The organism is Nitrospirota bacterium (assembly GCA_016214385.1).
In the GTDB taxonomy this organism is placed as follows: Bacteria; Nitrospirota; Thermodesulfovibrionia; order UBA6902; family JACROP01; genus JACROP01.
This window is the reverse complement of sequence record JACROP010000108.1, coordinates 38,158-56,847: the sequence shown is the minus strand read 5'-3', so window position 1 is coordinate 56,847 and position 18,690 is coordinate 38,158. Positions and strand designations below refer to the sequence as shown.

At 42.7% G+C, this 18,690-nt stretch carries 24 protein-coding genes; 7 read left to right on the top strand and 17 right to left on the bottom strand.

Annotated features, from left to right (window positions below):
* Nucleotides 1-108 precede the first annotated feature (108 nt).
* Together HZC12_07070 and HZC12_07065 are read left to right on the top strand one after the other, a co-directional pair.
* Entirely contained in the window at nucleotides 109-297 is a 189-nt protein-coding gene (locus tag HZC12_07070; protein ID MBI5026474.1) for a ferredoxin, read from the top strand.
* Nucleotides 298-309: 12 nt separating this feature from the next.
* A complete protein-coding gene (locus HZC12_07065) occupies nucleotides 310-624 on the top strand; it encodes a cupin domain-containing protein (GenBank protein ID MBI5026473.1) in 315 nt (104 codons plus the stop codon).
* 170 nt (nucleotides 625-794) lie between these two features.
* Here the strand turns inward: HZC12_07065 and mtgA are convergent, their stop codons facing one another.
* Complete coding sequence (gene mtgA, locus HZC12_07060; protein ID MBI5026472.1) at nucleotides 795-1,601, bottom strand: monofunctional biosynthetic peptidoglycan transglycosylase; 807 nt, start codon at nucleotides 1,599-1,601, stop codon at nucleotides 795-797.
* A 190-nt stretch (nucleotides 1,602-1,791) separates the two neighbouring features.
* Here mtgA and HZC12_07055 point away from each other — a divergent pair, with 190 nt between their 5' ends.
* From HZC12_07055 to HZC12_07040, 4 genes are read left to right on the top strand one after another with little or no spacing between them, the layout of a single operon-like run.
* Nucleotides 1,792-2,094, top strand: coding sequence for a hypothetical protein (locus HZC12_07055; protein MBI5026471.1), 303 nt, complete (start codon nucleotides 1,792-1,794; stop codon nucleotides 2,092-2,094).
* Between the two features lie 10 nt (nucleotides 2,095-2,104).
* Nucleotides 2,105-2,464 carry a DsrE family protein gene (locus tag HZC12_07050; protein MBI5026470.1) on the top strand — a complete coding sequence of 120 codons (360 nt, stop codon included), beginning with the start codon at nucleotides 2,105-2,107 and terminating at the stop codon, nucleotides 2,462-2,464.
* The gene (locus tag HZC12_07045; GenBank protein ID MBI5026469.1) at nucleotides 2,464-2,874 is read left to right on the top strand and encodes a DsrE family protein; all 411 of its coding nucleotides are present in this window, start codon (nucleotides 2,464-2,466) and stop codon (nucleotides 2,872-2,874) included. The genes HZC12_07050 and HZC12_07045 overlap by 1 nt, the downstream gene beginning before the upstream one ends.
* 15 nt (nucleotides 2,875-2,889) lie before the next feature.
* A complete protein-coding gene (locus HZC12_07040) occupies nucleotides 2,890-3,141 on the top strand; it encodes a sulfurtransferase TusA family protein (protein ID MBI5026468.1) in 252 nt (83 codons plus the stop codon).
* Between the two features lie 55 nt (nucleotides 3,142-3,196).
* On the opposite strand, the gene HZC12_07035 is transcribed toward HZC12_07040, so the two are convergent.
* The 9 genes from HZC12_07035 to HZC12_06995 all read right to left on the bottom strand — a co-directional run bounded on the left by HZC12_07035 (nucleotide 3,197) and on the right by HZC12_06995 (nucleotide 9,961).
* Entirely contained in the window at nucleotides 3,197-3,382 is a 186-nt protein-coding gene (locus tag HZC12_07035; protein ID MBI5026467.1) for a 4Fe-4S binding protein, read from the bottom strand.
* A gap of 232 nt (nucleotides 3,383-3,614) precedes the next feature.
* Complete coding sequence (locus HZC12_07030) at nucleotides 3,615-3,794, bottom strand: 4Fe-4S binding protein (protein ID MBI5026466.1); 180 nt, start codon at nucleotides 3,792-3,794, stop codon at nucleotides 3,615-3,617.
* 60 nt (nucleotides 3,795-3,854) lie between these two features.
* Entirely contained in the window at nucleotides 3,855-5,027 is a 1,173-nt protein-coding gene (gene nrfD, locus HZC12_07025; protein ID MBI5026465.1) for a polysulfide reductase NrfD, read from the bottom strand.
* A gap of 12 nt (nucleotides 5,028-5,039) precedes the next feature.
* Nucleotides 5,040-5,840 carry a 4Fe-4S dicluster domain-containing protein gene (locus HZC12_07020; GenBank protein ID MBI5026464.1) on the bottom strand — a complete coding sequence of 267 codons (801 nt, stop codon included), beginning with the start codon at nucleotides 5,838-5,840 and terminating at the stop codon, nucleotides 5,040-5,042.
* Entirely contained in the window at nucleotides 5,837-6,235 is a 399-nt protein-coding gene (gene dsrJ / locus HZC12_07015) for a sulfate reduction electron transfer complex DsrMKJOP subunit DsrJ (GenBank protein ID MBI5026463.1), read from the bottom strand. The genes HZC12_07020 and dsrJ overlap by 4 nt, the downstream gene beginning before the upstream one ends.
* A complete protein-coding gene (locus HZC12_07010; protein MBI5026462.1) occupies nucleotides 6,228-7,853 on the bottom strand; it encodes a (Fe-S)-binding protein in 1,626 nt (541 codons plus the stop codon). Before HZC12_07010 ends, dsrJ begins: the two co-directional genes overlap by 8 nt.
* 4 nt (nucleotides 7,854-7,857) lie before the next feature.
* A complete protein-coding gene (gene dsrM / locus HZC12_07005) occupies nucleotides 7,858-8,850 on the bottom strand; it encodes a sulfate reduction electron transfer complex DsrMKJOP subunit DsrM (protein MBI5026461.1) in 993 nt (330 codons plus the stop codon).
* Nucleotides 8,851-8,886: 36 nt separating this feature from the next.
* Nucleotides 8,887-9,447, bottom strand: a complete 561-nt coding sequence (locus HZC12_07000; GenBank protein MBI5026460.1) for an RsbRD N-terminal domain-containing protein — start codon at nucleotides 9,445-9,447, stop codon at nucleotides 8,887-8,889.
* A gap of 178 nt (nucleotides 9,448-9,625) precedes the next feature.
* Nucleotides 9,626-9,961 (bottom strand): TusE/DsrC/DsvC family sulfur relay protein, encoded by a 336-nt coding sequence (locus HZC12_06995; GenBank protein ID MBI5026459.1) that lies wholly within the window; start codon nucleotides 9,959-9,961, stop codon nucleotides 9,626-9,628.
* 355 nt (nucleotides 9,962-10,316) lie between these two features.
* Between HZC12_06995 and HZC12_06990 the strand changes: the two genes are divergently transcribed.
* Nucleotides 10,317-12,074, top strand: a complete 1,758-nt coding sequence (locus tag HZC12_06990; protein ID MBI5026458.1) for a HAMP domain-containing protein — start codon at nucleotides 10,317-10,319, stop codon at nucleotides 12,072-12,074.
* Between the two features lie 71 nt (nucleotides 12,075-12,145).
* Here HZC12_06990 and HZC12_06985 read toward each other — a convergent pair whose 3' ends face one another.
* From HZC12_06985 to HZC12_06955, 7 genes are all read right to left on the bottom strand, one after another.
* Complete coding sequence (locus HZC12_06985; GenBank protein ID MBI5026457.1) at nucleotides 12,146-14,395, bottom strand: hybrid sensor histidine kinase/response regulator; 2,250 nt, start codon at nucleotides 14,393-14,395, stop codon at nucleotides 12,146-12,148.
* On the bottom strand, nucleotides 14,395-14,796 hold the full coding sequence (locus HZC12_06980) for a chemotaxis protein CheW (GenBank protein ID MBI5026456.1): 402 nt from the start codon (nucleotides 14,794-14,796) through the stop codon (nucleotides 14,395-14,397). Before HZC12_06980 ends, HZC12_06985 begins: the two co-directional genes overlap by 1 nt.
* Nucleotides 14,793-15,158, bottom strand: coding sequence for a response regulator (locus tag HZC12_06975; GenBank protein MBI5026455.1), 366 nt, complete (start codon nucleotides 15,156-15,158; stop codon nucleotides 14,793-14,795). The genes HZC12_06980 and HZC12_06975 overlap by 4 nt, the downstream gene beginning before the upstream one ends.
* A gap of 11 nt (nucleotides 15,159-15,169) precedes the next feature.
* Nucleotides 15,170-16,447 (bottom strand): response regulator, encoded by a 1,278-nt coding sequence (locus tag HZC12_06970; protein ID MBI5026454.1) that lies wholly within the window; start codon nucleotides 16,445-16,447, stop codon nucleotides 15,170-15,172.
* A gap of 2 nt (nucleotides 16,448-16,449) precedes the next feature.
* On the bottom strand, nucleotides 16,450-17,337 hold the full coding sequence (locus HZC12_06965) for a DUF3365 domain-containing protein (GenBank protein ID MBI5026453.1): 888 nt from the start codon (nucleotides 17,335-17,337) through the stop codon (nucleotides 16,450-16,452).
* A 101-nt stretch (nucleotides 17,338-17,438) separates the two neighbouring features.
* A complete protein-coding gene (locus HZC12_06960) occupies nucleotides 17,439-17,990 on the bottom strand; it encodes a hypothetical protein (GenBank protein MBI5026452.1) in 552 nt (183 codons plus the stop codon).
* A 22-nt stretch (nucleotides 17,991-18,012) separates the two neighbouring features.
* Entirely contained in the window at nucleotides 18,013-18,684 is a 672-nt protein-coding gene (locus HZC12_06955; GenBank protein ID MBI5026451.1) for a HEAT repeat domain-containing protein, read from the bottom strand.
* Nucleotides 18,685-18,690 lie beyond the last annotated feature (6 nt).

Below are 18,690 nucleotides of genomic sequence, written 5' to 3'. Positions count from 1 at the left end.
CTCTTTAATTTTTCAGTGGGGAACAGGTGTATAATGCCTGTACTGAATTGTAATAAGAAAGTTGAAGGCATTATGTTCAATGAAAGGTGACAAATGAAAGGAGGTCATATGTTAAAACCTGTAGTTGACTGGGACACATGTATAGGTTGCGGGTCTTGTCCTGAGATATGCCCTGAGATCTTTGAGATGAGAGATGATAAGGCATGGGTTATAGGGCATGAGAAATGCAATACCTGCAACTGCCAGGAGGCAGTTGATGTATGCCGTGTGGAGGCAATAAGTTTAGTAGAAGAATAGAAAGGAGATGATATGGAAACACTTGACCTCAAAAAGCTAATAAAATTTTACCCTGACAGGATATCGAGGGAGATGCTTTCTGATAAGCCTGAGATGAGGATTGCCCTTATGTGCCTTGAACCCGGACAGAAGCTCGAGCCCCATAAGGCACCAATGAGGCTTCTGATGTACTGCGTTGAGGGTAAAGGCATCTTCACAGTAGGCGATGAAGAAATAGAGGCTACTGAGAAGACATGCATCCTCTGTGACCCGATGGTTCCACATGGTTTCAGGGCAACTGACGAGAGGCTTGTGGTTATGGCGGTTGTAACACCTGCTGAAATGTGATCCTTCAGGTTCATCATTCCTAGTGTTGCGTTTCATAAATAGTATGTGTTTATAAAAGCCCTTTTTTCGTCATTCCTGCGGAAGCAGGAATCCAGAACCTATTGAAATTACTGGATTCCCGTTTTCACGGGAATGACAGACTATAAACATATTATTTGAGAAACACAACACTAGGGGATAGTAAGCGGGCTTACAGGCAATTCATATGGTGGTTGAATCGCATCTTCTTTTACTCTATCTGTGAGTTCTTCATACCCAGGCTCCACTATCCCCCGTCTGACCATTATGCTGTATATAAGCCTCGAACGGCTGACAACATATCTGGAGTCTCCGAGTGGACTAAACCTCCTCGGGTTTGGAAGAACCGCTGCAAGCCTCGATGCCTCTACTGGACTGAGCTCAGAGGCAGGCTTCCCATAATAATGCCTCGATGCCGCCTCAATGCCAAAGATCCCTCCATCTCCCCATTCGACCACATTTAAATACAGCTCGAGTATACGGCTTTTAGAGAGAGACCTTTCAATCTTCCATGTAATTAGTGCCTCTTTGATTTTCCTGAACAGGTTTTTAGAAGGTAAAAGATAAAGGTTTTTTGCGAGCTGCTGGCTTATGGTGCTTCCGCCAAAGGCTAAGCGCTTCTTTTTTAAATCCTTTTCAAGGGCTTTCTGGATTGCCTCGTAATCAAAACCCTCATGTCTCCAGAACTTGTCATCCTCTCCAATAAGCACTGCCTTTATAAGATACGGGGAGATATTCGATAGCGGCGCCCATATCTGGTTTATCCTGTATTTCCTGCCTTCTTTCCTCCATTCCTTTTCCCTGTATTGCATAAAAGAGGTCTTGCCGGGGTTTTCCTTTTTTAATTTTGATACATCTGGCAGGCTCAATAGATAAAAAGCAAGTGCGGCAATAACAGCAATGAATGTCAACAATAAGATTTTTTTAAAAGACCTCTTTAACTTCCCTGAATAAGACATAATCATTCTGCCTCCCTGCCTAACTTCTGACCATCGGCTGTTAACTATATTAACTCTTAATTTACAAAAACAACAGAGGGGAAGTGGTGTCAATTTCTCTTATTATGCCTTGGTTTCCTTGACAAAACATGGCATGAGTGTATAAACTTATGTGCTGTTCATCAATAATATTCCCATGGAGGTGAAAAAAATGAAGCTTGGAGTCTTTCTCAGCGACCTCAGAAGAACCGAAAACACTATTGAGCGGCTTAAGGCCGAAAAATTCGGCATCTTCCTCGTCAGCAACGGCATCTATCATGCTACGCTGAAGTTTAACGGTGAAATTAGTCCTGTCCTGAAGATTCAAGGGGCCAATTATTACGCCCTTCTGGAGGACCTTCAGACGAGAGGGCTTTCAGAGAATAACCTGGTTGATAAAAAAATAAAGGTCATAACCTATGATGGACTGGTTGATTTAATTATGAACGATTACGAACAATTAGCCTGGCTTTAGGAGGGATAAAATGGCTACATTAACCATAGGCACTTTTTCATCTCTTGTTGGCTCCATGAGCCTTGATTTTGTTGCAAAATTGTCAACTGCTGCAGTAAATAAGGGTCATAAAGTAAATATCTGGCTGTCCGGAAACGCCACAATGCTTGCAAAAAAAGGGCAGAAAGCCTTCAAAGATTACTCTCATCTTGAAAAATCAATCAGGGAGCTTCTGTCAAAAGGGGTGGAGATAACTACCTGTGAGGCATGCACCCTGGCGAGAGGAATTCATAAGGAAGATACTATCGAGGGCATTCGGTGGGACGCCATGCACTGGTATTTAGCAAAGATTGCCAATAGTGACAGAGTTCTGCATATAGGAGGTGAATAATGGCCGATACAAAATTATTATTTTTAGTTCAAAGACCCCCGTATAAAAGTGAGAACCCAAGACTCGCTATAACCCACGCCATATCATATCAGACCGTGGATTTGTTCCTTGAGGAGGGAGAGACAGTAACCCCAGTTCTGGCCTTTGTCGGAGACGGTGTCTTAAACTGTCTCAAGGACCAGAAATCTATACAGACATATGATACAACGAGCACGGAAACCCATGTTAAAAACTCCCTGCTCCTTGATATAAAGGTGATTGTGTGTAAGGAAGACCTTGAGAGACTTGGCATCTCCCATGACAGGTTAGCTGATGCTGCCGATATGGGGGCAGAGTCGAGCATAAACGTAGCGCCCTTTGTTGAGATTATGAAAGAAATGGAAACTTCAAAACACTTACTCTGTTTTTAAAAAGGAGGATGTAAAATGACAGATATTAAATCAATAACACCGGCCCAGGAACTCGATGTTTTAGGAAGGGTTTGCCCTTATCCCCTTGTGATGGTTAAAAAGGCTATGGAGAAACTCGGTTCAGGGCAGGTCTTAAAGGTATTAGCTGATGCGCCAGCATCTGTAGAGGACACAATACCACGGTTCTGCGAAAAACAGGGCTATAGCCTGGAGACTGTTAAGCTCGAAGATAAAGGTTACTGGGAGCTTTATATCCTTAAGTCGTAAAGAAAACCACAATAAAAAAAGGGCAGACTATCCGGCTGCCCTTTTTTATTAATCTCTATGCCTCGGTAACTGTGATAGCACCGGTGGGACAGACTTCTACACAGCTCATACAGCCTACACACTCATCAACATTAAATGGATCAGCCTTCCCATCAGTTATCTTTAGAACACCTGAAGGGCAAACATCAACACATTCCCCTTTGCCATCACATTTTTCTTTATCAACTACAACAATCCACACAGTCTTTATCCTCCTGTAAATTTAATTTTAATTCTTCCCTCAATTATTGACTTACGCATAAATAATGTCCGCTTTTTTGTCATTCCCGAAGGTCTTAATCGGGAATCCAGATTTTAAGTCGGGGAATGACAGCACTATCAGTAAATAGGACATTATTATTACGACTATCAATTAGTTGCCAAACAGGGGTTCTCTCCTTACTTTTAACTCTTAACTCTTAACTTTTTTACTCCTACATCTCTGTTATAGCTATTGCATCTGTAGGACACACACCTGTACAGCTCTCGCAGAAAACACACTCAGCAGTCTGGTAAGGGTCTGATTTCACATCTTTCATCTGGAATACGCCCTGTGGGCATACATTCACGCACTCCTCACAGCCCTCACATTTTGCTGCGTCTACCACTACCATGTACAATGAAATCACCTCCTGAATTTTTTTATTCTAAAAAACTTAACCTTAAAAATCAATTTAGCGATCAACTTCGATGCCCACTGTCTCTTCTCTAACTGAGACAGCTATCTTGTAAAGAACAGTTAGTATCAGAAACCCAATTGCCCAGACCCCAATAGTGATTACTGTTTCAGGCATCGTTGGCCAATACTCTGTTATTTTTTCAAAAGGATTGGGGATGAATCCGCCCACAACCAGACCAAATCCCTTTTCGATCCATAAAGACATGAACACTGCTGCAGAAGCCATTGCCAGGGTTTTCTCATTTCTGCGTGTTGCGGGGTTAATCAAAAGAATAAGAGAGAAGACTGCAAGGATAGCTGATGTCCACATCAAGGGAATAAGCCTTCCATACCCTTCTATACCATAGTATAGGTATTCGAAAGTATGCATGTGCCCCGGTATTCGGCTGTAGAAGGCAGTGAAGAATTCAAATCCAAGGAAGAGTACATTTAGAATCATGGTATAAGTAACGATCTTTCCCAGGGCTTGAATAGCCTCTCTGCCAGGATCGAATTTCGTGAACCTTCTTACAATCAGACATAGGATGATAATGAGGGATGGCCCGGAAGCAAACGCTGAGGCAAGAAAACGGACTGCCATGATTGCTGTTAGCCAGAAATCCCTTCCGGGAAGGCCAGAGTACAGGAAGGCCGTCACTATGTGAATGCTGGGGGCCCATGCGATTGATAGATATATGAAAGGTTTTACCCAATTTGGCGGTGGTACATCTTTACGCTCTGCACCCAAAACAGCCCAACCGACCACGATATTAAGCAGAAGATAACCACCCAGGACCATCGCATCCCAGAACATGACCGAATTAGGTGTGGGATGCAAGAATATGTTCATAAACCTCATTGGCTGGCCCATATCCGCAAAGATAAATAACATGCACATAACCACAGAGGGGACAGCCAGAAACTCTCCTAATATTGTTATCTTCCCAAAAACTTTATAGTTATGCAGATAATAAGGCAGGACCACCATAACTGCCGAGGCTGCAACACCCACAAGGAAGGTAAACTGGCCTATATATAAACCCCATGAAACATCTCTGCTCATGCCTGTTATCCCCAAACCATAACTAAGCTGCTTAAGGTAGAAAATAAAACCTATCCCTGTTATCGCAAGTAGAGCGAATATCCAGATCCAGTATCTTCGACTTCCAGTTAGCGCCTTTTCAAGCATTATTGCTACCTCCTATCCTATTATGTAGAAAACACTGGGCATTGTCCCAAGTTCGGCTTTACGTCTTATAGTATAATTTGTGCTGAGCACCTTCCTAACCTCTGAGTTAGGTTCCTTTAAGTCTCCAAAAATCAATGCTCCATTGGATGCCTCCACACATGCTGGTTTAAGACCTTTGGCAAGTCTCTCAAAGCATAAGGTGCATTTTTCCACAACACCTTTTGTCCTTGTTGGATATTCCTTATTCTCCTCCTTGATAAAAGGCCGTCCTTTATCATCTTTACCCCTGGGGTCTCTCCAGTTGAAACTTCTCGCTCCAAAGGGGCAGGCAGCCATGCAGAATCTGCATCCGATACAGCGGTGCTGATCCATCATAACGATTCCGTCTTTTCTCTTGAATGTAGCTTTTGTAGGACATACCCTTACACAAGGTGGATTATCACAGTGGTTGCATAATAGAACAAAGGGCATTCGCTTTAATTTCTCCTCCATATATTCATGTTCCTGCCCGGGGAAGGCATGCTCAAAGGTGTCAGTCCAGATCCATTTAATCTCATCCTTTGGATTGCCAAAATCAGGAACATTGTGGATGCTGTGGCAAGCCTCTATAATCTTTCTGTAATCCTCTTCTGTTTTAAATTTCCTCATATCAACGACCATGGCCCACCTTTTGGCTATTAAGGCATCGGGCCCTGGGGAGAATTGCGATGCCTCTATATCATCTGTGATTTCATTTATTATCGCCATCCCACCTAATCCGAAAATGGCAGAGGCTCCTGCTATCTTTAGGAATTCTCTTCTACTGATGCTCATATCTCCTTCTCCTTTGGCGCAATATGGCAATCCCAGCAGTAAGGTTTTACTGCTGCGTAATTATGGCATTCATCACAAAATTTCTTCTTATTTGAATGGCATTTCATGCATGTATTCTGGAGGCTTATTGTGAACTGCTTCCCTTCACTGTTAATATAGAGCCTATTGCCATCCCGCACAGCTGAATCTCTCCATTCATTCAACAACTTCATGTGCTCAGCCTTCATATAGGCTTTTGGCTCAACACACTTCTTTTCCTTCAATTGCTGGATGACAGAGGTATCAAGCTTTGGTTCTGGTTTAACACTAACCTTCCCAATATTGTAGTATAAAGGAAATGCTACAAAGGCTAAAAAGATAATAAGTCCAATGATAATCTTTCCGCCATTATACATCTTCCTTTGCCTCCTTCCCTGGAAGGGGTTCAAGGCGTAAGTCGGTTGTCCTCTCTTTTTCTCCCTTCATTACCAATGCATTCCCCACCAGCTCGTGAAGGCCCGCCACACGCACACCAGGAACCCAGTAATCCATCAGCGGTGGAAGGGCAGCCCTATCAATGGCACACATATTCGCCAGTATATTCACCCCGTATCTTTCACGAACATACTTCACAGCATTTGCTCTGGGGAATCCTCCCCTCATCCTTAATTCCATATTTTCTCCTGCATTTAAGCCTGAACCACTACCACAGCAGAGGGTTCTCTCCCTGATGGTATTGTCTGGCATCTCATAGAAATAGTTGCATACATTCTTGATGATATATCGGGGCTCTTCAAGAATTCCCATACCTCTGGCGGTGTTACAGGAATCATGCCAGGTCACTTTTAGATGGTCGTTTCGTCTCGGGTCAAGTTTTAGTTTGCCATGCCTGATGAGGTCAGCAGCAAATTCAGCAACGTGAACCATCCTTGCGGATTTTGCATTCTCAAATTTTGTGCCGGTTACTGGTGAAACAGGTACCTCAAGAAAATCTGCAGGTCCGTGCCATGTGTCCAGGTATTGGTGAACAAGCCTCCACATGTGGCCACATTCTCCTCCAAGTATCCACTTTACCTTCAACCGCTTTGCCTCAGCATATATCTTGTAATGAAGTCTTTTCGCCATCTCATTTGATGTGAAAAAGCCGAAATTACCGCCCTCAGAAGCATATGTGCTCCAGGTGTAGTCAAGTCCAAGTTCATGGAAAAGCATGAGATAGCCCATTGCTGTGTAAATGCCAGGGTCACCGAAGAGGTCTCCGGAAGGCGTAACAAAGAGAATCTCAGCACCCTTTCTGTTAAAGGTTGGCTCAATCCTGATCCCTGTAATGGTTTCTATATCATCTATCATAAATTCTATGTTACTTTTGAGTGTATGTGGCTCAAGGCCGAGGTGATTACCCTTTTTATAACAATTCGCCACAGGGCCAGCAATCCAGTCTGTATTCAGACCCAGTAGATTGAGAAGTTCCCTGCCAATTATCGTGATTTCAGCCTGATCAATACCGTACGGGCAGAAAAGAGAGCAGCGCCGACATTCGGTGCACTGGTAGAAATAATACCACCACTCCTTTAGCACATCATACGTGAGTTCTCTTGCGCCAGCAAGCTTACCCAGAATTTTTCCTGATCCTGTAAAATACTTCCTATACACCGACCTTATAAGTTCAGCCCTCAAAACAGGCATATTCTTTGGGTCTCCTGAGCCGAGGAAGAAATGGCACTTGTCAGCACAGGCACCACACCTCACACAGATATCCATAAATATATGAAAGGTGCGGTACTTGCTCAGCCGTTCTTTAATCCCTTCTAACACTATCTCTTTCCAGTTTTCAGGTAGCTTCCAGTCCTCCTCAGAAGACGACCACTCCCTTGGGTTTGGAAAGTCAACTGCCTCGAGATATTTAGGTCTCGTACCATAGCAATACATGCCAGGCTTGAATTCAGCAGGCGTATCCATCCACTTTGTCTTAGGAGGTTTATAGTCTATCTTTGACAGATCTTCTGGTTTTGGTGGTTTTGCCTTCGTTGCCATATTCTCACTCCTTCTCTACTGGTATCCCAGATTGTTTCATTTTTCCTCTGAATTCATCCTCGTACTCCTCATATGTATGAACCTTAACAGGATAATTCCATGGATTAATATGTCTAACTATGCGATTGTTATTTGCGAGGTTCCTCGTAGGACTGAGGAAGACTCCAGCCATGTGCACCAGCTTGCTGAATGGGAAGTAGGCAAACAGGACGCTGATAAGGAAAAGATGGATATAAAATATAACATCGATTCCCTGCGGAATCTTCGGATTAAAATTAACCAATCCCATGGTCAGTTCTTTCACACCGACCACATTCACTTTGAAGAAATACCGCATAAGGATGCCTGTTGCAGCTATACCTAAAATCAAAAAGAGGGGGAAATAATCAGAAGCAAGGGAGATATAACGGACTTGAGGAATATATAGCCTTCTGAGGAAGAGATAGGTTACAGCCAGCAAAAGGATTATGCCTGTCATAAATAGGCGTGGTGCGCCAATTTGCAAAAAACCATCAAGGCTTTCAAGGACATACAAATAAAAAGGCGAAGGTTCGGCAAAAAGTCTGATGTGTCTGAGTAAGATTATTAGAAAAGACCAGTGAAATGCTATGCCTGCTAACCAGAGCCACTTGTCAGAGCCATGAGCGAGCTTTGGCCCTTCCCGCAATTCTGTTTTTGTGTTTCTGAATAGAGAACGGAAAAAAAGCACTTCAAGAGCCATCCTTCCTACAACACCAAGGGTGCTGGAGGGATTATCAAGTTTATTCTGCTTGATCCAGGGGAGAGATTTCTGCTGCCCACCTGTTGTCGGTATACGGAAAGGGACAGGGGAACGCGCCCATTTAATGACACGATAAATAATCCCAAGGGTGAATGTTACAAAAGCTGCGTATGGGATAATAACACCAAAGAGAAAGTGTAAATTTGCTGCCCCTACCCCAATAAAAGCAAGCAGGACAAGTATTATAACTGCAAAGAAAGAGAATATGGCTCCCATTTTTACCCTCTTTTAATTTTATTTGAGATTCAGATATTACTGTCTCTGTCCTGAATTAAATTCAGAATCACGTATCAGCTTCGCTCGTTTCAATAGCCCGAAGGTCATATTTTTCACCTCATTTGCCTTGAGATCATAAATCTTCTCCCGGCATTTCATATAAATATCAAAGGCCAGAAGGGCCAGGTCATCTATTTTATCCTCAAGTGTCAGCAACTCCTCAGCAATTCCGTTTTCGAGTCCTGAATTATCCTGAATTGAATTCAGGGCAGGATCATTTTTCAACTCTTCTCTTATCACTTTTTTTAGAAAGAAAATAAAGGATATGGCCTGCGAGGGCGTAAAATCCTGAATCGCTCTGATTCTGATAATATTATCAAGAAATGGAGAAGCCTTGTCAGGCCTCACCCCATGGAGGAGCTCATCAAAAAGACCCTCTATCCCCTGGAGGATATTTCGCCCCACTGGATTAGTGAATGGGTCCTTTTGCTTCTTTAAAAAACTTGAGGTGGCAGATGGATAAGTATCCAGTATCTCAGCAAACCACTTTTCCAAAATAACAGATCTCTTTGCTGACAGGAGGGTCGAGAGCTTCATATCAGGAAGCTACTGCTCCTTACCGCCTCACTGTTAACAATAGTTTTCACCATGAGAATGGAATACCCTTTCCTATCCTTGATAGTTTTGGTTAAACGTAACGGTAGAAAAATAAAATCCCGGTGCTCGTTCCCTCCGGTACGGATCCTCGATATTGCTTATTCCCTAAGGACTAAACTTACACGCAACCTGTTGGTTTCGGAAGTCCGGCTATCTTACATGCCTGCTTTGCAGGGCCACCAGGGTAAAGCTCATAAAGGTATTTTGTGTTGCCTTTTTCGGGCCCCATAACCTTAGCTATTTCTTTGACAAGGATCTTTATCATTGGAGCAATCTGGTATTTCTGGTAATAGTCCCTGAGGAAATTGACAACCTCCCAGTGTGCCTCGCTCATCTGGATTCCTTCTTTTTCTGCAATAAAATTGGCTAACTCAGGACTCCAGTCATCCAGATTCTGAAGATAACCATCCTCATCAACCTCATAACTCTTGCTTTGAAACTCAATTGTCCCCATTTCTTATCGCTTCGCTCCTTTCTAATTAGATTTATTTAAAAGCTTGAAGCTTCCTACAGTCCCGACGCTTCGGGACCGCTCGCTGTGCATTTTTCAATCTTGATGTTATTGGGATATTATTATAAAATATTTTAAGAAATAATTAAACATATAAGCCTAATATAGCGGTAGCCTGCTGGTCAAATAAAAAAAACTTATCTATAAATCACGATTGCTTATAAACTCAGCATTATTCTGGTCAAAGTCTTTTAATTCTAACGAATTACTTGACTTGAATCTCAATTTAGACTACCTTATAAAGTGAATATTAATAAAATGATAGTATATAAAAAAAAAAAAAAAAAAGGGGGATATTATGGCAGAACTTAAAACAGGGTTGGGTGTGAGATCAAAAATTTTATTAATCTTTATTGTAGTAATCTCCTTAGCAAGCATCTTAGTATTTGCTTATCATCTCCTTAAAATACAGAAAAATACACAAGAGACAAACCTTAAAAAAGGGACTATCGTTGTCTCAACCACCAGTTCAAACCTCACATCCGCCCTTGCAAGCAGTGCTGAACTGCCTCTAACCGAAATCGTGAAGAAAACACTGGCAATGGATAAAGACTTTGCGTACTGCGTTATTCAAGACGACAAAGGCAGTGTTTTAGCCCATACTTTTCCAAAAGATGTGCCAAAGGTTTTAGAGACATTGAAGGCGCCAACAGAAGGAATATCTACAAATAAATGGGAAGACCCCAGAGGTAACCTCATACTGGACATTGCAGCGCCTGCAGGTAAAGGTCGAATAATTCGTCTGGGAATAAAGGAATTTACCCTCCTGGATGCCTTAAACGCAGAGATTACGGACTTTCTTATAGCTATGGCAATAATTTTCTCCATAATAATACCTCTGTCAATCCTCGTATCCGGAAAAATTACCAGACCACTTGTGGAACTTATAGGGGCTACGAGGGCTCTCAGTAAAGGAGACTTCAGCGTTACGGCAACTGTTAGATCTAAGGATGAGTTTGGAGCACTTGCCACGGCTATAAATAACAGCATAGAAACGCTGAGGGCTCAGACCCAGACAGGAGCGGAAAGAAAAAAGACCCAGGAAGGCCTTGTATATATGTTAAACATTATCAGTTCTGCCTCAGAAGGCGACCTTTCTCAGAAAGCGCCAGTGACAGCAGACCTCTTCGGCTCTATTGCTGACGCATACAACCTCATGATCGAAGGACTGTCTGAATTACTTAACAATGTAAGAATGTCCACTACTAAAGTTGGCCAGGAAAGCCAGAAAATGCTTTTAATGCTACGAGAGATGGGTAAAGGCGCAGAGACACAGATGGCAGAAGTAAAAAAGGCTACAGGAAACGTTGATGAAACAATAAACTCAATCATCGATATATCTGAAAAGACAAAGACTGCCCAGGATATATCTTCAGAAACTTCAGGGGCTGCAGAAAAGGGTGACAAGCTCGTTACAGAAAGTATTGATGGGATACAGATTATAAGAGTAACAGTTCAATCTATCAATAAAAAGATGAAAAACCTTTCAGAGAGATTAATGGAGATAGAGACCATATCAAAACTGATCAGTGATGTTGCATTTCAGACAAACCTTCTCGCCCTGAATGCATCCATCGAAGCCGCAAGGGCCGGAGAACAGGGCAAGGGATTTGTTATTATCGCGGAACAGATAAGGGAGCTTGCAGACAGGTCAGCATCAGCTACAAAACAGATAGGTGAAGTGATAAATGCCATCCAATTGGTTGCAGGTGAGGTAACCACTACCCTTGAGGAAGAAACAAGGCTCGTGGAGCATGGAACTAATATAGCAAAAGATACAGGTGATGCATTTGAAGATATTAAAAACGCTATTAACAATACAAGTCGCATAATTTCGGAAATATACGATACTGCTACCAATCAGAAGGGACTTTCCGCTAAAGTTGTTATTGCAATGGAAGAGGTGAACAGGATATCCATGCAGATGTTGAAAATGGTAAAAGACTCTTCGTCCATTTCTGAGAGCCTCTCAGCGACATCAAAAGGGCTCCTCGATGCAGTTGGAACATTTAAACTACCCGGACAACCAGAGATATCTGGAAAGGTAAGCTTCTAAAATAACTAAAACCAAATATATCGTTTAACATTTGGTTTTAGTTATCCTGAGGAGCAAAGCAACGAAGGATCTTATGTGAGGAAGGAGGCAGACAGGTTTCTTCTTACAACTTCTATCAGGGTATCTTCGTCAAAGGGTTTTACCAGATAATCCTTTGCACCGAGTGAAAGAGCTTTTTCCCTGTGTTTTTCGCTGCCCCTTGAAGTCAGGACTACCACCGGAATGTTTTGAAATTTCTCTTCCTTTCTTAGCTCGTTTATCAGCTCATAACCATGCATTACCGGCATTTCAAGGTCGGTTATTATAAGGTCGATCTCATTTTCGCCAAGTAATTTTAAGGCTTCTATTCCGTTAGTGGCAGTATACACCCTGAAGTCCTTTGACTCGAGGAAGCCGCTCACATATTTTCTCACACTGAGAGAATCATCTACAATCAGAACTCTCCTGCCTTGATAAGCCTTCTCTGCAGTTGTAACCGCCCCGATCTCAGAGACTGGAATTTTTTCCTCAAAGAGTTTTGTGGGATTTATAACAACCCTGACTTTCCCATCGCCTGATATTGTGGCGCCTGAGTAAATTGTGAGGCCTTCAAGAAACCTCCCGAGGGGTTTTATAACCGTCTCCTCATGGCTCACTATTTCATCAACTATCATACCTGCAAGCCTTCCCGCGAGATTCACAACAAGAACAGGTTTGTTCCCAACAGTTGCAATGTCCTTGAAACCGAGGGTATCTGTCAGAAGTTTAACAGGGATTCTCCTCCCTCTAAAGTTTAAAGAGTCAGGTTCGTTGATGTCCATATGCGCCCCTGTGTAAGTGATTTCCTCTACAAGTCTTGCCGGCACAACAAATTCCATACCCCCTGCCATAAAGCTCACAACATCAACAATGATAAGAGAAAGCGGTACTTTCAGCCTGAAAGTAGTACCAACGCCCTTTTCTGTATCCACCTCAATAAGGCCGTTGAGGGCAGATATATATTCCCTCACCACATTAAGTCCAATCCCTCTACCGGATACCATATTGGTCGTCTCCGTTGTGGTAAAGCCAGGTGTAAATATTATATCTATAAGATCTTGTCTTCTTAATTGCGGATAATCAACTGAGAACATCCCCCTCTCAACAGCAACCTCGCGAACCTTCTCAGTATCTATACCTCTTCCATCATCTCTTAGCTCGATAACAACGTTGTTACCTTCCCTCCTCGCTGAAAGGGAAATATCTCCCTCAGCCTTTTTGCCTGCCTCTGTCCTTTCCTGCGGAGGTTCTATTCCATGATAAATGGCATTTCTGACAAGGTGCAGAAGGGGGTCGAAGAGCTTTTCAAAGATCAGCTTGTCAACCTTGGTCTCTCCGCCTGAAATATTAAAATCAACCTTCTTATTAGATTCAAGAGCGATGTCTCTCACAGGACGGGTAAACCTGTGGAAGAGCTTACCAATCTCAATCATCCTCACCTCTGAAACTTCTCCCTTCAGAAAACCCACAACTTTATCTATATTTTTCAAAGAAGCCACAAGGTCTCCATAGGTGGCAGCAAGTTCCCTTAATGCCTCATTTATATCGTTTGTAATCTCCTGGAGTTTTCTCGAAAACAGGTTGAGCTCATCGTATCTGTCAAACTCGAGCTCCTGGAAATCTGAAAGGAGGGTGTCTGTATATTTTACAGACTCCGGGAGGGAATACGCATATCTATCCGAGAAACTTGTTAACTCCCTTAGAAGTCTTACACCTGTCGCAAACACCTCATCTGTAAGCTTATCTGTTTTCTTGACGTTCTTAAATAAATGGTTTTTTATTATCGTCAGCTCCCCTACGAGATTCATCATCTCCTCAACTCTACTGACATCAACCCTGACGGACTTGTGCTCAACAAGCTCCTTGTCTTCTTTTCTTCTGCCAAGTTCACGTCTCTCTTCTTCGGGTTTCTCGACTTCCTGTATCTTGGTTTTGATCATGTAATCTATTTTCTCTCCTAAAGACGCGGGCTCTTCTTTGCCCGAGCCGACACCCCTGATAAGTTCCTTTATTGTGTCGAGGATGTAAAGGAGCACTTCTATACACTGGGGTGTAACAGGTATCCTTTCCCCCATAACACCTTCAAGTATATCCTCCATCCTGTGAGCTGCATTACTGATACCATTGAGTTTCACCAGAGCAGCAGACCCTTTTATGGTATGGGCTGACCTGAAGAGCTCTTCTATCTGAGCTATATCCCGGGGATTTGCCTCGAGCTGCAAGATACCCTTTTCGAGGATATTTATATGGTCGTATGCCTCGGCAAGGAAAAAATCAACGAGTCTTGAACTATCAAAATGCATCAGGTCTCCCTTACCCTCAGGGCATCAAAAAACTCAGCGATATCTATCCCTTCCCCGCTCATCTCATCAACAAGGCTCGGAAGGTCTTCTGAGAGAAACCCTATGAGGCCCCTGCCTGCATCAACCACAATTACCACCTTTACAGTTGATGACCTAACCTCTCCTGTATCATATGCCTCGTACACCTGTAAGAGATCCACAACAGGGATTATTCTTCCTCTCAACTGGATAATCCCCCTTACATAATCAGGGGCCAGAGGCACGGGAAATATCTCAGGAATCTTAACTATTTCCTTTACCTCGCTCAGCAGCAGGGTAAACTCCTTTTTGTCCACACGGAAAACACAGTAATTCTTCGGTAATCTTTCCTCGGGAGTCTCTTGCTGTATCTGTTCGTTCATTTACTCAGGTGTTTCTTTACAGCGAGGAGGAGGTCTATTGGTTCAAAGGGTTTAGTCAGATATTCGTCTGCACCCTGTTTGAGGCCCCAGAATCTGTCACCCTCCTGCGTCTTCGATGTAAGCATAATTATTGGAATATTCTTATATTTCTCATCCATTTTTAAGTCCCTGCAAATCTGAAAACCACTCTTTTTGGGCATTACCACGTCAAGGATTATAAGATCAATATGCTCGCTTTTGACCTTTGCCTCTGTTTCCAGGCCATCCATTGCTGTCACCAGCTCGTGAGGGGTATCCTTCAATGCCCCTTTTATAACTTCCAGGTCTGTTGCACTATCATCCGCGATGAGTATCCTCGCCATAAACGCCTCCTTTATTTCTTTTTTACAAGCCCTACTTTTGTAAGAGTATATAGAATTCTCTTTACTTCTCCCTCATCAAGACCACTTTCCTGAATAATTTCAGTAAGGGTCCTTTTACCATTTATGAGGAGGAAAATATTCATCTCCTTCTTATCGAGGGTAACGTTTTCAATCTCTTCGGCATCTGTAATAAGCCTGACAAAGACAACATCCGGTTCTTTGAACGTCTGGCTTGCAAGACGCCTCTCATCAAGACGCCTTACCCCTTCGAGGATTAGAGTGGATACTGCAATCCTGAAGGTTATGTCAGAAAGGCTGTCAGGCAGAGGCATTCTCTCGAAGAAAAACCTCCCCTTTTCAATTCTGATACTTGTATAAACCACATTCTCTACTGTCTTCTTCATCCTCTCCATTAACTCCAGCTCTGATAAAAGACCTTCCTGGACAAGTGCCCTTCCAAGCGGAATACTATCTCTTTTTGAGACTGCGAGGGCGCGGTCAACATCATTTCTTGAGAGTCTCCTGTCCTTCACAAGGTCCTCACCCATAATTGCACTCCATCCCCTTTTGCTCATAATGCCCCACACCACATCGCCATTGTCAAAATAAATCTCTGATGAACACTTAGCCGAGAAAGCCGTGAGTCTTCCTGTTAGCTTACTTGAACCAACAAATTGAAGGACATCAGGCAATTGAAAAATAGAGAGGTCACCAGAAAGCACGAGGGATTCATCCCTTACCAGGCCGAATTTTCTAAGGGAACCAACCAGTATGTTGTTTAGTTGCAATGGGAACTCATTCAGGAAATACCGCCTCATTATACCATCCATTAAGTTCTCGATTCCCCTTACATCTGGCAAAGCCCCTATATGGGGCTCCACCTTTACAGGCTCTTTTTTCACCTCTTCTTTCTCTTCTTCCTCAACAAGGACAGAGGCTATTTTTTCTACAAGGTCGTCGGGTTGAAAGGGCTTTTGAAAATAATCGTTTATCTTGAATGCCTCCATGAACTTTTTACCAACCTGCTCTCCCTTAGCGCTTATAAGGATGAGCGGTGTATTTTTCAGTTCAGGGTCAAACCTTATCATCTTGCAGAGCTGATAACCATTCATACCCGGCATAATAAAATCCACAAGGATAACTGCAGGCTTAATTTCCTTTGCAATTGTGAGCCCCTCCTTGCCGTCGCCTGCTGTATAAACAGTATAACCCTCTGATGTCAGGATGCCCTCTGCGAGTTTCCTTACAGTAGAACTATCATCTATAACAAGCACGCTTCCTCTTGTCATGGCTATTTCTTCTTCAGGATGTCCATTGCCTTCGCAAGACTCAGTTTCAGTCTTGTAAAGGCATCTGCAAGTGTCCTGACCTCATCATTGCTTTTTACGTCAAATTCCTTATCCATCCTGCCCCTGCTGATCTCCTCAGCAGCAATAACAAACCTCTCAATAGGACTTATAATACTGCCTTTTATCACTCTATTTATTATTATCAGGAGGAACAAAAAGAAACCTCCGTAAAGCGATGTGAAGAGTATAAGGGCTTTTTTTGCATTCTTAATAGGCACTTCCGCAGGGACAATAATGGTATTGACTGCAACAATCTCATTCATTTTCCAGCCGTATCCATTGGTTGTGCCGTATTTCTCCCTTTGCTCAGGTGGGGCAATATCAGGGTTACTATGGCACCGCAGACAGTCAAAATCATTCACCACAACAGGCCTCATTATCACATAGAACTCTCCATCAGGAGTGCTTTTAAAACCCCTCCACTCCTTCTCAAGTGTTCCATCACGGAATTTTTTAACCATTTCTTCTTCAAAGGCATCAACCTTATTCTTAGGATTCAAGGGGTTCAGGGTTGCTTCCTTAAAGTAATAGTTCGGCAATTTCTCGTTCATCCTGTTTGCAATATTTGTAGCAACAAAAGTGGATGACATGCCTTCAACTATAAACCTGCCCGGTAATTCCTTGAAGAGTTTTGGTCTTAAGGTCTTACCTACATATGCCCTCGCTGATTCCATAGTAACAAGAAAAATGTTTGCCTCCTCAAGGATTTCCCTTATTGCATTCGCCTTAAGAATATAATAAGAGCTGAATGTCATAATAGGTAGAGATATTGCAAAGACTATAAGCAGTATTACTGTAAATCTTGCCCTTAACCTGAGATTTTTAAGCATCTATAAGTCCCTCCTGTTGATATTTTATTTAAATTATCCTCTTTTGAAATCAGCCCCATGGGACATCTTTATCGGTTTTCTCCTCTAAAACTTTCTCCTCCTCAACTCTTTTCCTCTGAACTCTTCCTTCCTCCCTGCTGGTATTTTGACCTGAATTGCTCCTTTTTGGATTCAGGGAGTTCTCTTATAAGGGATTCCATGAGATAATTGTAATCATCACCTGACATGGAGCTGCCGTTATGGTATGAGATTTCCTTATAAATGTCATTTATAAGCATAGAGCCTATGGGGCCGATAGTATCTACAAAATCTTCCTCAAGGGCCTTTACTTTCTGTGGAGAAACAGTCATAGAGCCGGCAACTATCTCCTTCATAATGGTGGCAACATCCGCTTTACCGATTAGTTTTTCTGTCAGAGGCACCGGCGAAGTCTTCGGGGGTTTCATCCCTTCTATAAAGTTAAATCCGAGAGAGGTCGTATTTCCAATCTTTTCAATACATTCTTCGTTCCTCAGATGTCCAAGGCTTATAAATGTAATTTCCCCATCATTTAGATATATTTTAAGTAAATGTTCCTGCCCCTCTAATTTAACGGAGAGCATCCCCGTCTCACGTTTCTGTGCATGCCTCCTTATAAGGCCTAACAGGTCCATACAGTAAATAATTACAGGTTTTTTAATATTTGTCAAACTTTTCATTTTCCCCATTATTTTTTATCATAGCCATAGCCTTCCTGGCCACTTCTCCGACAGTCATCTGAAAAAGCTCGCCATTGTCATAAATTGTCACAGGAGTGCAGTCGTTCAATAACCGCTGAAGCTCATCTATCCCCTCATCAGCCTTAAGTTGCCCAAGTGTCCATGCTGCTGATGCCCTTACGTCAGGATTATGGTCATCAAGGTAGAATCTAACTAATGGAATATTTGCATTCACCAGAGCAGGGCTTATACTGCCGATTCTTCCTATAGCCCTCAATACACCCGCCCTGAACATCTCTTCCTCATGGAAAGAGACCACGATAGGTAGGATGTCAGAAAAAATGTCAGGGCTGTTTCTGATTATCTCTCCGAGTATCTCTGCCATACTCCATCCGATACCGCCTGATTCTTCGCGCATAGACCAGAGCAGACGCTGGATAAGGTTTCTTACAACCTCTGGATGCTCCTGTGATATTACACCTGTTATTTTCCCTATTGCCTCAATCGCCCTCCAGCAGATGGCACTCTCTTTATTATAGGTAAGGGCTATAAGATGTCTAAAAACGCCCTTATTTCTATGCCCTAAATCAGTCAGTTCTTCAAACCTGCTGTTGTCAAGCATGGTTGCCACCTTTTCCCTTAAGGTCATGCAGAT